This window comes from Micromonospora sp. DT62 (assembly GCF_049847285.1).
Classification (GTDB): Bacteria; Actinomycetota; Actinomycetes; order Mycobacteriales; family Micromonosporaceae; genus Micromonospora; species Micromonospora reichwaldensis.
The window spans coordinates 13985-28209 of the sequence record NZ_JBNCOB010000041.1; the positions used below are offsets into that span (position 1 = coordinate 13985).

General features: G+C 69.9%; 14 protein-coding genes and 1 pseudogene. 8 read left to right on the plus strand and 7 right to left on the minus strand.

All coding sequences use genetic code 11. From position 1 onward, the window contains the following. The first annotated feature begins 135 nt into the window (after positions 1 to 135). Together ACPXCB_RS30585 and ACPXCB_RS30590 are read left to right on the plus strand one after the other, a co-directional pair. A complete protein-coding gene (locus tag ACPXCB_RS30585) occupies positions 136 to 474 on the plus strand; it encodes a PadR family transcriptional regulator (RefSeq protein ID WP_210884152.1) in 339 nt (112 codons plus the stop codon). Continuing rightward, positions 467 to 1528 carry a hypothetical protein gene (locus ACPXCB_RS30590; RefSeq protein WP_425879493.1) on the plus strand — a complete coding sequence of 354 codons (1062 nt, stop codon included), beginning with the start codon at positions 467 to 469 and terminating at the stop codon, positions 1526 to 1528. The genes ACPXCB_RS30585 and ACPXCB_RS30590 overlap by 8 nt, the downstream gene beginning before the upstream one ends. A 320-nt stretch (positions 1529 to 1848) precedes the next feature. Here ACPXCB_RS30590 and ACPXCB_RS30595 read toward each other — a convergent pair whose 3' ends face one another. The 6 genes from ACPXCB_RS30595 to ACPXCB_RS30620 form a co-directional block, all read right to left on the minus strand. Then, positions 1849 to 2373, minus strand: a complete 525-nt coding sequence (locus tag ACPXCB_RS30595) for a DUF5956 family protein (protein WP_425879494.1) — start codon at positions 2371 to 2373, stop codon at positions 1849 to 1851. Between the two features lie 158 nt (positions 2374 to 2531). Beyond that, complete coding sequence (locus tag ACPXCB_RS30600) at positions 2532 to 3164, minus strand: hypothetical protein (protein WP_425879495.1); 633 nt, start codon at positions 3162 to 3164, stop codon at positions 2532 to 2534. Beyond that, positions 3161 to 4435, minus strand: coding sequence for a hypothetical protein (locus ACPXCB_RS30605; RefSeq protein WP_425879496.1), 1275 nt, complete (start codon positions 4433 to 4435; stop codon positions 3161 to 3163). Before ACPXCB_RS30605 ends, ACPXCB_RS30600 begins: the two co-directional genes overlap by 4 nt. Then, the gene (locus ACPXCB_RS30610) at positions 4432 to 5187 is read right to left on the minus strand and encodes an ABC transporter ATP-binding protein (protein ID WP_425879497.1); all 756 of its coding nucleotides are present in this window, start codon (positions 5185 to 5187) and stop codon (positions 4432 to 4434) included. Before ACPXCB_RS30610 ends, ACPXCB_RS30605 begins: the two co-directional genes overlap by 4 nt. Then, on the minus strand, positions 5184 to 5969 hold the full coding sequence (locus tag ACPXCB_RS30615) for a zf-HC2 domain-containing protein (RefSeq protein ID WP_425879498.1): 786 nt from the start codon (positions 5967 to 5969) through the stop codon (positions 5184 to 5186). The genes ACPXCB_RS30610 and ACPXCB_RS30615 overlap by 4 nt, the downstream gene beginning before the upstream one ends. Further along, positions 5966 to 6499 carry an RNA polymerase sigma factor gene (locus ACPXCB_RS30620; RefSeq protein WP_425879499.1) on the minus strand — a complete coding sequence of 178 codons (534 nt, stop codon included), beginning with the start codon at positions 6497 to 6499 and terminating at the stop codon, positions 5966 to 5968. Before ACPXCB_RS30620 ends, ACPXCB_RS30615 begins: the two co-directional genes overlap by 4 nt. Before the next feature lie 363 nt (positions 6500 to 6862). Here ACPXCB_RS30620 and ACPXCB_RS30625 point away from each other — a divergent pair, with 363 nt between their 5' ends. From ACPXCB_RS30625 to ACPXCB_RS30635, 3 genes are all read left to right on the plus strand, one after another. Continuing rightward, complete coding sequence (locus tag ACPXCB_RS30625) at positions 6863 to 7372, plus strand: SigE family RNA polymerase sigma factor (RefSeq protein ID WP_425879501.1); 510 nt, start codon at positions 6863 to 6865, stop codon at positions 7370 to 7372. Further along, complete coding sequence (locus ACPXCB_RS30630; protein ID WP_425879502.1) at positions 7369 to 8214, plus strand: hypothetical protein; 846 nt, start codon at positions 7369 to 7371, stop codon at positions 8212 to 8214. The genes ACPXCB_RS30625 and ACPXCB_RS30630 overlap by 4 nt, the downstream gene beginning before the upstream one ends. Positions 8215 to 8613: 399 nt before the next feature. Continuing rightward, positions 8614 to 9927, plus strand: a complete 1314-nt coding sequence (locus ACPXCB_RS30635) for a reverse transcriptase family protein (RefSeq protein ID WP_425879504.1) — start codon at positions 8614 to 8616, stop codon at positions 9925 to 9927. Between the two features lie 501 nt (positions 9928 to 10428). Here ACPXCB_RS30635 and ACPXCB_RS30640 read toward each other — a convergent pair. Beyond that, positions 10429 to 10652, minus strand: a pseudogene (locus tag ACPXCB_RS30640) (transposase); the annotation flags it as partial. A gap of 254 nt (positions 10653 to 10906) precedes the next feature. On the opposite strand from ACPXCB_RS30640, the gene ACPXCB_RS30645 reads away from it, so the two are divergent. The 3 genes from ACPXCB_RS30645 to ACPXCB_RS30655 all read left to right on the plus strand — a co-directional run bounded on the left by ACPXCB_RS30645 (position 10907) and on the right by ACPXCB_RS30655 (position 14119). Next, positions 10907 to 11707: an SCO2525 family SAM-dependent methyltransferase gene (locus tag ACPXCB_RS30645; RefSeq protein WP_425879506.1), complete on the plus strand. Its 801-nt coding sequence runs from the start codon at positions 10907 to 10909 to the stop codon at positions 11705 to 11707. A 514-nt stretch (positions 11708 to 12221) separates the two neighbouring features. Next, positions 12222 to 13151, plus strand: a complete 930-nt coding sequence (locus ACPXCB_RS30650; protein WP_425879508.1) for an SCO2523 family variant P-loop protein — start codon at positions 12222 to 12224, stop codon at positions 13149 to 13151. A gap of 5 nt (positions 13152 to 13156) precedes the next feature. Continuing rightward, on the plus strand, positions 13157 to 14119 hold the full coding sequence (locus tag ACPXCB_RS30655; RefSeq protein WP_425879511.1) for an SCO2522 family protein: 963 nt from the start codon (positions 13157 to 13159) through the stop codon (positions 14117 to 14119). Positions 14120 to 14225: the final 106 nt, after the last annotated feature.

Consider the following 14225-nt stretch of genomic DNA (forward strand, 5'->3'; position numbering starts at 1 on the left):
CGCCACCCTTTCTGCCTTATCGCACCAGCCATCTGCCGAAGCCGCACGTGTCGCCGCGAGGGGCCGACCCGCCGGCAGTCGTCTATATTCAGGTGAGCTGTATATAAAGATGGTCTATAGTTCCGCATCATGGCGATGCAGGAACCGACGTTTTTCATCCTGACCGCGCTGGTGCGCGCCACCCCGCTGCACGGCTACGGGATCATCCAGGCCGTCGATCAGCTGTCGGACGGGCGGGTGAAGCTGAAGGCCGGGACGCTGTACGCGGCGCTGGACCGGCTCAGCGCGGAGGGCCTGATCGCCGTCGACCGGGAAGAGGCCGTGGGTGGGCGGCTACGCCGCTACTACGTGCTGTCCGACGACGGCCGGGCGGCGCTCGAAGCCGCGGTGGCACGGCTCGAGTCCAACGCCCAGGTGGCCACGTCCCGGCTGCGCGAGGCGTTCGGCTTCACCGGGGGAGTTCGCCATGCCTGACCTGGAGCGCTCCTACCGCCGTCTGCTCTGGGCGTACCCCGGCTTCTACCGACGCGAACGCGGACCGGAAATCCTCACCACCCTGCTCGACGCGGCCGAACCGGGGCAGGTCCGGCCATCGCGCGGCGAGGCGGCCCACCTGTTGGTGAACGGTCTGCGGTACCGGTTCGTGCCGCCCACCTGGATCGGCCGGCTCGCGACCGGCCTCGTAGCGATCTGGGTGGCCGTGGTGCTCAGCGGGGCCGGCGCCCTCGCCGTCTGGGCGCTCGCCAACCCCGAAGAACCCGACCTTGCCGCCTTCAGCGACGAGTTGGTCGGCCGCCCGGCCTCGTCCGCTTACGAACTCCCGGGCGGCAACCTCCTCGACATGGCCTACGCCTACCGCACGTACGGCGAGTTCCAGGATTTCGCGATGGAGGGCTGGAACGGCGGGCGGCCGGCGCCGATGGGCCGGAGCCGGATCTACGAGCAGGTCACCGACACATCGGCCGTCCTGGCCGATGTTCATCAGCAACTGACGAACGCGGGCTGGCGCACCGGCGCCCTCAACCAGGTCGGAGCCAGCAGCCAGGACGACGTGAACAGCGCGCACGGAGTCTTCTGGGCCTCCCGAGACGGGGTGCTACTGCGCGTTTCCGGATACGACAACCAGACTGGTGTCACGGTCGGCGCCTACCCGGTCGAGCCCCGCGGCGTGCTCGCCGGCGCGGTCACCGGGTTTCTCATCGGACTGATCGTGGTGTGGCAGGCGATGACCTGGATGGCTCACCGGATCGCCCGCACCTCACGGCCAGCACGGCGGCTGATCCTGCTGCTCAGCCTACCGGCCCTCCTGGCCTGCACGGTGAACACCCTGGACAACGTGCTGAGCATGCTCCCCGATCCGGGCAGCGCCAACGTGCTGTTCGCGGCCGATCACATGTACCCGCTGGCCAACCAGATCGCCGATCCACTGGCGGCCACCGTCATCGCGCTCGCGCTGACCGGCATCTTCAGCGTGATTGCTGCGGCAGCCCGAACCGACCAGCTTCGACCCGCGAACACAGCAACGTGACCGCTGAGGTCACCGAAAGCTGAGCCAAACTTCCCGCTGCCCAACCGCTCGATTGCCTGATTCGGGTTCGACCACGATCTGGTGGGGCCACGAGTCGTTCGAACTTCGCGCGTAGCCCGTCGGCGTGCTTGGCGGTGGCGCCGTCGCCGGTGCCCTCGACGCGCCTCCCGCCGATGGTGGCATTTGCCTGCGGCAAGGATCGGCCGGTCTGCGGGGCAGAAGACAGTCTTGGTCATGCCCAGCGTCCTGCGTCTAATCAGGACGGGGTGGTAGTGCCGGTCAGCCGTTAGAATCGCAGGTACCGCCGTGCCCACGGTTCCTCAGGCGGTCACTTCTCGCAGCACGTTCCGGGTGAGCCGTACGTACTCCGGGCTGCACGCCCCACCGATGCCGGCGGCATCAGCGCGCCGGCTGAGTTCGGCGAGGAAGTCGTCGATCGAGGCGAACCCGGGCGGCGGCTTCAGCAGCCACAGCCGGCCCCGAGGCCGGCCGGTGATGCCCGCGTCCGCCAGCAGGGCATCGTTGTCGTTCTCGACCTCGTTGCGGGACTCCCAGCTTGACCGCACGGTCCGCTCCCGCAGCACCTCGTACGTCTTCGGGTCCAGCTCAGTCCAGGTCTCGTAGCGGGTTGCCCGGTCCGGCACCCAGGTGCGCAGCTGCGGGGGCCATACCGCGAGAAGGAAGACCAGCATCGGAGCGTCGGGGGCCAACTGCCAGCCCTGCGCGGTCAGTTCGCGTACCTCCGGCAGCTGCTCCGGTGTCAGGCCATCCGCGTCCGTGTCGGCGGCCCTGGCCGCAGCGGGATCAGGCGGTTGGTCGATGCCCCAGGCGTATCCGATGTCCATTTCCGCAGCGTACGGCCGTGCCTGCGCCGCCACGGCCGAGATCCGATCAGGCCAGGTCCACAACGGCGACGGGCTGCCTTCGTACGGCGGCGAGATCCTCAGTGGTCACGTCCTGGCAGCTCAGACTCCGGGCTGACGCAAGGCCGAGCCCCCCCCGATCAGCGTCTCGGAGGGTAGCGGCGGCTAGCCGAAGCACGGGACCCTCGGTGCAGGTATGCGGCGGCACCGATGACGAAGATCGTGGCAGCGGCGAGCCGGGACGTTGTGGAGGTTGAGGGCTGGATCGGCCAGGCCCAAGCAGCAACGGCGGTGCCGGTCTGGCGTGGAGCGGCGGCGTAGACGGCGCACACGTAGACGAAGGCGGGCAGCCACGCCAGCCGCGCGCCGAGCAGCACTGCGCCGCCGGCGACCAGTCCGATACAACCGAGAGCATTGCGAACCAGTGCGTGCGCACCGTACGTGTCGGGTGCCCGCAGTCCGGCCAGGCTGAGTGCCGTGGCGGTGACGAAGACGGCGACGAGTAGGTGACCGGCTCGCCAGGCCCGCCACGGCAGAGGTGTGCTGCGTTCAAGGTCCTCGTCGGCGCCCGCGAGGGTGGGCCCGAGCAGTAGTGCGGCCAGCAACGGTGCGAGTGCGACCACGGGGACGCGGGCGGCGGGCCCGTCGAAGTAGGGCCGGCTGGCGAGCCATGTTCCGGCGGCCCAGGCCAGCAGCATGATGACGCCGACACCGGCCACGAACATGGACGCGCCCCGGGAGCGCAGATGAAGCGTGAGCAGGCGGCCGGTCACGGCTGCTCGCCGAGGCGAATCAGCGCCGGGATGTCGCATCGGTGGGCGGCGTCGAGGTAGGCGGCGAACCAGGAACGCTGCGCCGGCTCCGGTAGTGCGCGGAGCCTGGTGAGGGGCACGTCGTCCGGGGTGGCTGCCTCGTCGAGCATCCAGTCGGTGGCCAGGGTGTCGGTCCGGTAGACCCGCCGGTCGGTCTTGCGGACTCCGATCGGGTCCTCACATCTGGCCCGGGTCACCTGCCGGAAGTCCGCCCGCAGGCCTCTCTGGCTGGCCAGGCCGCCCAGCGCCGTAGACTGGTAATCGAGGTTGAGCCAGACCGTGTCGTCGTCCCGTTCGATGGACTGGCTGGCCGGCTGCGCGGCCTGGTCGGCCGCCCGCCGAGGCGCTCCGGCTATCCCGTCGAGACGTCCCAGGATCGGCTGCACAACCTTGGTGACGTCGTCGATCAGGAAGGCGTTGATCCTGGACAGGCACACCTGCGGGCCGCTGCTCGTGCACACCAGCTCCACCGCGGCCGGGTCGGCCGGGAGGCGGTAGGTGCCCGGCCCGGTGGTGATCGGCACGGCGACGGCGACGGCGAGTCCGCCGGCCAGCAGGGCGGCTCGCCGCTGCCGCACGGCGGCGGCGAGCAGCAGGACCGTCAGGGCCACCAGCCAGGCTGCTTGCAACACGGTGACCCCGCCGGGAACGAGTGAATACACCGCCCAGCCGCCGTAAACCGGCGAGAGCCACGCGGCGGACGTGCCGTCCCAGTAGGTGATAATGGCCAGGCCGAGGTATGTGGCGAGGCCAGCGATCGGGGCCGCCACCCGCAGCGGTACGAGCCGGCCGACGAGGACGCCGACTGCGGCGGCGGCTGCCAGGGCGAGGACACCGACGGTCAGCGTCCACCACCAGCCTCCGCCGGTGTAGGTCGCGACCCGGGCGATCAGCACCGCCGCCCCGGCGAACGCGAGCAGCAGTCCGGCGGCGCCGGCCACGGTTATGGCGAGCCAGGCCACCACCAGTGGTTGCCAGCCCGGGCGGGGGGTGGAGGCGATCAGCTCGTCGATGTCGCGCCGCCGTTCCCGCCCGGACTGCCACGCCCCGGCAGCGATCATGAGAGCGCACAGGATCAGCAGCGACACCCGCAGGTAGTTCGCGAGGCCCGCCCACCGGCCGGCCCAGTCGTCCGGGTGCACGGCCAGCATCCACACGCCGGCGCCGAACATCGCCGCAGCGGCTAAGGGCGCCGTACCGCGGCGTAGCTCCGCCCTCAGCGCGCGCTTCACCGCGGTGCCGTCCGCGCACCGCGCAGCACCGCCGTGTAGCCGCGCTCGATGGGGGAGTCGCCGCTGTCGCCGTCCCCACCGGCCGCGATCAGCTCATCAGGGAGGCCAGTGAATACCAGCCGCCCGCCGTCGACCAGGTTCACCCTGGTGCACGCCGCCACGACATCCTCGACCAGGTGTGTGCTGACCAGGACGACTGCATCCAGGCCCAGCTCCCGCAGCAGCGCCCGGAACTGCACCCGCTGCTCCGGGTCCAAGCCGGCGGTCGGCTCGTCCAACAGCAGCAGCCGAGGGTCGTTCACGATGGCCTGGGCGATGCCGACGCGACGCAGCATCCCGCCGGAAAGGTGCTTCATCCGGTCGTCGGCGCGCTCCAGCAGGCCGACCCGCTCGATCGCCCGATCCACCGCCAGCGGAATCCGCGCCGGCGGCATCTCCTTCAGCCAGGCGAAGTACTCGACGAACTCCCGCACAGTGAAGCGCGGATAGAACCCGAACGCCTGAGGCAGGTAGCCCAACTGGCGGCGCGCCTGCCGCAACGCCGACGGTTTCCCGATGTGGTGGCCCAGCAGCCGGACCTCACCCCGGTCGGGTCGCAGTACCGTGGCCAGGACCCGCATCAGGGTGGTCTTGCCGGCGCCGTTCGGGCCGAGCAACCCGTGCACGCCCACTCCGAGCTCGAGGTCCAGGTCGTCGAAGACGACTCGCTTGCCGTAGCTGACCCGCAGGCCGTCGACGCTCACCGTCCTCATGCCGGTTGCCTCCCCACCCGTTCCCGACGCACATACACCACCACCGCGGCCACCGCGGTGACCCCCAGCCATCCCGGGCCGCTCGACACCAGGACCGCCAGACCGCCGACCGGCGGCGCCAGCACCACCACCGCCCACGCCCCCGCCACCACGAGCGCGGCGTACGCGGGCTCGACCAGCGAGCCGAGCGCCAACGTCAGGGCGGTCAACGCGACACAGGGAAGCAGCCACAACCCCGGCGTACCGATGCCCGTCACCACGCCGGCCAGGACCGCGACGGGCGCCGCGACCACGAGGACCGCCAGCGTGCGCCACAGCACGATCCTCAGGCCCCCCTGCGGTGTCCCCGCGATCAGGTCGTGCAACGGATCAGTTCGCGGCCCGTACGACAGGGCCGTACCGACAACGGGCAGCGCTGGCGCGACCAGCAGGAGCAGCCACGGCGGGACCACCGTCGGGCTGACCGCCAACCCCGCAGTGAGCACCCCGGTGACGGCCACCGACAGCAACCACGCCGTCCGCGCCGCAGGTCCCGCCCCCACCAACACCCTGACCCGCCGCCGCCTTGTTGCCCGCCGCACCCGCCCCTGTGTCGGCAACCGATTGCCCAGCGTTACCGCGACCGCCTCGACCACCAAGGCCGTGGACGCGTCGGGCGCGATGCTCGTCCGGCAGGCCCCACAGCGGTCGAGGTGCGCCTCCACCGACCACGCGTCGACGTCAGCGAGACGCCCCTCGCCGTACGCCGCCAGCACCCCGGCGTCGACGTGGAAACCGGTCACGACAGCGCCTCCCTCAACTCGCGGCGCGCCCGCATCGCCCGCGTCTTCACCGTGCCCTCCGGTACACCCAGCAACACCGCGGCCTCGCGCACCGTCAGGCCATCCAGCACCGTCGCCTGCAACACCGCCCGCAGCTCCGGAGCTAACCGGTGCAGCGCACGCTCCAACTCGGCGTCGTACGCACCGGCCAAGGCCTCGTCCTCCGCCGACGGAGACCACGCCACCACGTCGTCGCCCGGCGCCCCCACACTCTGCGGACGGACCAACGCACGCCGCCGCGCGTCGATCAACCGACCGGCCGCCACCGACCACAGCCAGCCCACCGCCGCACCGTCCCCGCGGTAGCCGGCTGCGGCCCGCCACACCGTCAGGAACGTCTCCTGCACCACCTCCCGGACCAACTCCGGATCCCGGCACCGGCGGCGCAGACGCAGCACCAACCACGGCGCGTTACGCGCATACAGCGCGTCGAACGCCCCGCGGTCACCCTTCCCGACGAGGCGCAACAGCTCCTCGTCGTCCACGTTCATCACGCAAGGTTAGGACGCATCACTCGGCGAAACGGTTCTCTGACAGGAGCCGCGTGCCGCGAGATTCTGACGCAGCTAGGCAGTATGGCGCGAAAGGCACCTCTGTCAGGAAGTCACTCATTAGGCTGCATGCGGGGCAGCTTGTCCGCGCTGATCACGGCCGTTTCCCACCTTGGCCAGCCTGTCCGGGGCTACGCCGGGTGAACCTTCATCTCTCACAGCATGCGCTCAAGGCGCCCTGCCTGGCATCGCTCCGTCTCCCGCGTCCGGCCAGACCTGGCGGCACGGAGAAATTCCCTCCCAGGAGCAACCCTGGGCGCCGGACTTTACGTGACTATCTCGAATCGGGGATCGGAGGCCTGGATGGGTGATCGCGACGCGGCGTTCGCAGAGTATTTCGCGGCGAGGTCGGACGCAATGCGTGGCACCGTGTATCTGCTCTGCGGCGGCTGGCACCGGGCGGAGGACTTGGTTCAGACCGCGTTCACCGAGCTCTACCTGGCTTGGAGCCGGGTCTCGCGCCATGAGGTGCTGGACGCCTACGTGCGCCAGATCCTGATCCGGACCTTCCCCGACGAGCGGCGCCGCGGCTGGTGGCGGCGGGAGCGGGTGGGCGGGGACGACACCGAGCGACCGGCACCGCCCGACTCGCCAGAGAACCAGTTAGTGATGCTCCAGGCACTGGCCGCCGTACCGCCACACCAGCGGGCCGTCCTGGTTCTCCGGTACTGGGAGGACCTGTCAGTCGAGGCAACCGCGGCACTGCTGGATTGCTCGCCCGGATCGGTGAAAAGCCAGGCCTCCCGCGGCTTGGACATGCTGCGGGGCCTCCTGTCACCCACCCACAGCGGGATCGAGAAGGGAAGACGATGAACGAGGACGACCTGCGCGAGACGCTACGTAGCGAGATGGCGACCAGCACCCCGCCGCCACCGATGGCTACGACCGCCACGCTGCGCACCGCCCGACGCGCACGCAGCCGCCGCCGAACCCTGTGGGCCTGCGCCGGATCGGCGGCGACGATTCTGGCGGTCGCTGGCGCCGCAACGATGTTCACCCCCGATGCCGGCGGCCACAGCCCAGCAGGTCCGGCGCCGCAGGCCGCCCCGCCTCCGTCATCGAAGGACACCGCCCAGCCGTGGCCGACCGGACCGGACGGCCACCCGCAGGAGGACCGTACCGCGCGAGCAGGCTCCAGATACGACCAGGGAATCCGGCTACTCGACGAGATCATCTCCGTCGTGCCCGCCGGTTACACCGCGCCGGAGAACCCGGCGAACCAGCCCGCTGACCAGATGCCGCTGCGGACGCACCAGGCGCAGTTCGAGGACAAGGTCAACGGTGTCGACGTGTGGGGTTACATGTCCTCGGCCGCACTGGCCACAGGTGAGCGGATGGGGCCTTTGCTCGTCGAGGTGCACACCGCGGGCAATCAGCTACCGGCCGAGCCGTGCGCGCTAGCCCGCCAGTTCTGGAGCATGCAGGGTGAGTGCCAGGTGGAGACCGTCGCAGCGGCGCAGGTCGGCGTGGTAATCCGACCCGGCCGCGACGACCGGTTCGACCAGTGGGCGGCCTACCGGCACCCGGACGGCGTGGTGGTATTCGTCGCACAGGGCGCGAACCTCGATGACGAACGGCCGGGCCTGACCACGCTGCCGTTCTCCGTGCAGCAGCTCGCGGCCCTCGCCGTAAACGAGAGGTTCCACCTGCAATGAGGCGGGCTCGGCGGGGGGCTTCAGCAGGATGTCGGCGGCACGCTGAAAACCGCCGGGTGCAGGTTCCCGAGCTGCGCAACCCGCTGATCTCTGACGACATCGCCACCGCTGTTCCGAAGACTGCCGGTCAGGGAGGACGGAGAGTTCGGGGCGGCGAGCCTTATGCGGCATAAGCAACGCCGGCGGCAACGGCAGCTACGCTGCACGGATGGCAGCGTGTCCCGAGCTGACCAGGCCGCTCCCCCAGGCGGGGCGCGGTCACGGTCTCTCCGGGGCAACCCCGGGGACGTCACACTCGCCTCGGCACTACACCACAGGTGCGTCGGCACGCTCCGCGAGCCTGTGCACCCGCACGACCGGGCATCGTCGGGACACACCGCCATCCATCCCGGCTTGGCCGTGACCACCATCCACGCCCTCGCCACCGCGCTCGCCGACGCGTTCCTCGCCGGCGACGGCTGGCGCCGCGCCGATCTCGTCGACCAGGGTGGGCTCGTCCTCGGGGTCCGGCGGCGATGGCTGTGGCCGGTCGCCGACGCAGCGCTGGTCGCCTATCCCCACCCACCACGCGACCGGCCCCGTGAGCTGGCTGCCTTCCTCACCACTCTGGACCCGCTACGCACGGCAGCCGTCGTCGCCCGCCAGCACGACCGGCCGATAGTCATCCGCGCGCGGCCCGTGGCACCGACCCGCACCGTCCGCCGCCCCTGGCACACCCCCGTCATCCACACCGTCGGCGACCTGGCCGCGATGCTCGACCTGAGCATCGAACACCTCGACTGGTACGCCGACCGACGGGCCATGAACCGGTGCGCCACCGCTCACCGGCTGCACCACTACCACTACCGGTGGACCGACCACGGTCGGCTGATCGAGGCACCGAAGTCTCGGCTCCGCGCCCTGCAACGCCGGCTCCTCACCGAGGTCCTCGGCTCCATCCCGGTCCACCTCGCCGCGCACGGCTTCGTACCCGGCCGCTCCGCGCACACCTTCGCCGCCGCCCACACCGCGCAGCCGGTCGTCGTCCGGATCGACCTGCTCGCCTTCTTCACCCACATCCCCGCCACCCGCGTCCACAGCCTGTTCCGCACCGCCGGCTACCCCGAACCCGTCGCCCACACCCTCACCGGACTCTGCACCACCCGCACCCCGTCCCCCGTCCTCCGCCGGGCACCCACCGACCTACCGCACCGGGCGGCCCGGCTCGCCGCGCTGCGCACCGGCCACCTGCCACAAGGCGCTCCCACCTCGCCCGCACTGGCCAACCTGTGCGCCTACCGACTCGACCGACGCCTCACCGGCCTCGCCAAGGCCTTCGAGATCACCTACATCCGGTACGCCGACGACCTCGCCTTCTCCGGCGACCTCACCACCCGCCGCACCCACGACCTGATCGCCGCCGTCACCGACATCGCCCGCGACGAAGGCTTCCAAGTCCACCCAACCAAGACCCGCGTCCGCGGCCGAGCCGACCGGCAACTCCTCGCCGGACTCGTCGTCAACCACCACCCCGCCACACCACGCGACGAATACGACCGGCTCCGCGCCATCCTCCACAACGCCGCCCGCACCGGCCTCGCCTCGCAGAACCGGAACGGCCACCCCGACTTCGCTCAATACCTCATCGGACGAGTTCTCTGGGTCGGTCATCATCATCCGGCACGCGCAGCCAAACTCGCCATGCTGCTGGCCCACGCTCTCGCGGCACCGTAAATTGACGCGGCGCGACAACTTCACCGGATCCCGGCAAGGACGCGTCGAACCGACAGAGGCGCGGCCTGAGCAGGACTTACGCCTGTTCTGCTGATCTTCGGCAAGCGAGCACAGCAACGCGCATGTGCGACCTACTAACGTAAAAACAGAATAGGAACCCGCAGGTAATCAGCCTCTGGATACAGATAGAGCGTCGTCTTAGGAAACCGATGCTCTATCCCCTGAGCTACGAGGGCGCGAGGGCCTAGTCTAGCGACCTACGGGTTCACCTGGGGTGGCAGGGAGTGGCCCACGTTCACCCACGTCACCCGGACCCCCGTTCGCCCAGCCCAGGACCACACCCCGAGCACACGAACCGCGGGTTGCGACCGGCGGTCGCCGCAGTGACCCGCGTTGGCACCGGTTCACCCGGGCTGGCATCCCCTAAAGAGCACACACCGCGCACACAACACAAAATCATGTTGCGCCACCTGCTCCCCAGGCTCGAGAGCCACTGGCCGCCAGGAGCGCCGCCTCGGCTTGCTGGACCCCGGCGTCGTTCCAGTCCCGCAACCTGCGCCAGCAGGTCATCCCTGAACCGAACCCAAGCTCCTGGGGCAGGCACTCCCACGGGATCGCGGTGTAGAGCACGAACAGAATCCCGCACAACACCTTGCGGTCATCGAGAGGCTTGCGGCCCGGGAATTGATGCCGCCGGGCGGACGGGGTGGCAGCAGCGGTGCGATCTCGGCCCGGAGTTCGTCCGAGACGATCCACGGCGGCTGCTCACCCCTCCTCACGTTCAGACAAAACGATCCTCACGTGGGCGGTTGCTGGTGTCGGTCGACGCGGCGGGGGGCGGCGTCGACCGTCGGCGGGTCACCGTGGCGGTGCGACCGCTTTCCTTGCGCTGCGCTACCGCGTCCGATACAAAGTTGGCATCGAGACTTCCGGTATCGGACAGCCGGCTGGAGAATCGGCCAGTCGTGGAGGCATGCGTATGGCATCGACCCCCGTGGACGGCTCTGCGTGCCAGTCGGAGCCTGCCGGACCGTCGCAGGACCGGTCCGGCCTCAGGCGCAACTCGGAGATCGACTGGGATACCTTCGATCCGTGGTCGTACCTGCGGTCGAACTACGTGACACTGCGTACTGATGACCGGGAAATCCTGCGCCATCTCCGCGACTTCTTCGTTGCGGCGGATCTGTCCGACGCGCACTGCCTAGATGCGGGTTCGGGAGCGAACCTCTACCCGGCGCTGGCCATGCTGCCGTTCGCGGAGAACCTCGACCTGTGCGAATGGTCCGCCGCCAACGTTGGCTGGCTACGTTCCCAACTCGACGGCTACGACGCATCCTGGGACCCCTTCTGGCGGGTGTGCGCGGAGCAGCCGGCGTACTCAGCGGTGGCCGATCCGCGGCGCCGTCTGGCGCAGGTGGGCCGGGTGCGGAGGATGAGCGTCTTCGACCTACCGGCGCGGAGCTGGGACGCGGGAACGATGTTCTTCGTCGCGTGCTCGATTTCCTCGGACAGTGCGGAATTCGAGCACGCAGTCGGTCGGTTCCTTGGCGCATTGCGACCTGGGTCGCCCTTTGCCGCGGCCTTCATGCTCGGCTCTCAGGGTTACAGCGTCGGCGGGCACCATTTCCCGGCTGTGACGTTACGGCCTGACAATGTGGCTGCCACGGTCGGAGCCGGCGCGTACGACCTGGCCCTCCACGAGGTACGGGCTGAGCCACCGCTGCGGGAAGAGGACCTCAGCATGCTCCTGGTCACCGGCCGTACCCACAACCGGCGATGACCGTGTCAGGTCGGCACGGGCCCGGGTTCAATGCGATCGACGGTCCGGATCTGCCCGAGGGGCACCCGTTCGATGACCAGAGCGGATGACGGTTGGTTATGCGCATGACGCCACGGCAGGAGATCCCCGACGTCTGGCCCGCGACCGTGCGTAGTTGCTGGCAGAACGGTGAGTGGCCACGGGGCGGCCGAAGTGAGGCCAACTCCGTCAGCGACGCCGAGCAGCTCCTGACGCTGCTGCTGACAGTCTCCAACGTGCCGGTGGTGTCCCCAGGAGATCCGCACCGCACCGACGGTGGCGCCATCGAGATTCCCCGCCACCTGGTCCGGGTGATGAGCGAATACCTCGACACGTACACCGACGAGGCCGGCACCCCGGCAGCCGGCGCCCGGCACCCCCTTACCCCGCTGAAGAACGGCCCAGACATCACCGGGCCTCCTCCCTTACCTTCAGCCTGCTGCCGATCCTCAACGACATCGCCACCGCGCAACGACAGGCGAGCGAGGGGTTCTGCATGCTGGTTTTCGTGACATCCCCGATGGGTGGCACCGGGCGCTCCGTGACTGGAGCGAACATCGCCTACCGCAGCGCGCTGTCCGGCCGGCCGACCTGCTACTTGGACTACGACTTCGGCTCGCCGACCGCCGGAATCACGTTTCAGATTCCGGAGGCGACCAACGGGCTGGCGGGCACCGGGCCCGACGGCGGCGGCCTGCACCAGTACCTGCGCGGGGAGATCCCGGCGCCAGCGCAGCTGGACGCCTGGGGCGCGTTCAAGCGGCCGAGCATGCGACGGCGTCCGACCGGCTCCGGTCAACTGGTGGTGCTGCCCGGCCAGCGCAACGGTAGCGACTTCGGCTTCACCAACGACATCGCCAAGCGCTGCGCCGAGCTGTTCCTCCGACTTGAGGAGGAGTTCGATCTCACCCTGGTGGATCTGAGCGCTGGCCGATCCTACGCCAGCCAGCTTGCATTGGCCGCCACCGCCACACCGGCGCTGCGGAAGGTGACCGCCCGGTGGGTGGTCTTCCACCGGTGGACCCCACAGCACGTCACGGCGGCCGCCGATCTGGCCTTCGAGGCTGGCGGGATCGTCGCGATGGGCAAGGAGTACGGCCACGAGCCGGACCGGCTCCGGGAGTCGCTGCGGTTCGTGCGTACCGCCGTGATCAATCCGCACGGCCCTGAGGTGAGGCATCTCGACCTCGCGCAGCAGGTCTTCCTACGCAGGTGCGACGAGGAACTGTCCGAGCTGGCCCGCCGGCGGGGCACGGGACGTACCGCGCTGCTCGGCACTGTTCCGCTGGATCCCCTGTTGCAGTGGCGGGAGCAGCTCATCTCGGATCACGATGTGCAAAGCAAGATCGCCAACGCGGATACCGTGGAGGCCTTCGTCGCGCTGACGGAAAAGCTCTTCGACCACACCACGTGGGAGACCGTGTGAGAGCCATGGATGTCAGTTTCCAGGAGGCGGCGGCGGTGCGTCGCACGGAGAGCGTGGCCTACTCACACCTTTCGGTCGAACTGGGGCACATCTACGCGGAGGACTTCGGCGACGGGGGCCGGGAACTGGCTCGCAAGTTCGAGCGGATCGCAGACTGGGCTCAGGCGATCCCGGCGCTGGCCCGGCGGGGACTGCGGCCCGGCCGGCGTCCCCGGATCAGCACCTGCTTCCTGGTGGACGACTACTTCCACCGGTTCGGCAGCCCTCACGAGGTGATACCGCAGGTCCAGCGGGCCGCGGCGGCGCACGACCTCGAGTTGGACTACGTGGCCCGGGAGTCCAGCCTCGCCCGGTACGACGAGGTGGAACTGGCGCAGCTGGTGGTGGACACCCTCGTGGTCGAGCCACCTCGGCATACCACCGGGAGTCGCCCGCCGTTGAGCGAAGCCGGGTGGCTGTCCAACGGTAGGCGCTCACCGAGCCACGCCGGCGCGCCGGCGATGACCCTGCCGGCGCCGTGGTCCCCGCCGGTGCAGTCAGGTGACCCCCGGCACTCCATCTTCGTCGACATCGAGCTGTGGTCCGACGAGACGCAAGGCCGGGTGTGGGCCTGCGCGCTGCTCGCCTCGGTCTGGCAGATGACCCGGCTGGGCGTCCTGCGGCACCGGGGCGGGTCGGTCACCCAGCCCTACCGGCTGCCGGACGGCGAGCCGCTGCCGGCCGACTGGGATCAACTGCCGGCAATCGTCCAGCTGAACGCGGACGCCGCGCCCTTCTGCGCGTATCGGACGGTGACCCTGATGGACAGCCGATACCTGCCGGTGGAGCTGGCGGTGCGAACCATCCTCGGCCAGGTAGCGGTTCCCGCCGTGGTGTCCCGGCAGGTCGCCGAGCGGGCGGACGGCGAGGGCGTACGGCTGCCCGGCGAGCTTGTCGATCGGCTGAGTTATGTGTTCATCGGCGAGTAGGCCCGAGCACCTCGGCCTCCACCGGGCCGGCTAGTGCCCTGAGCACGAACGTTCACGGTGTTGGATGACACGCCGTCTGGCCTGGTGGCCGGGCGGCGTCGTGGCG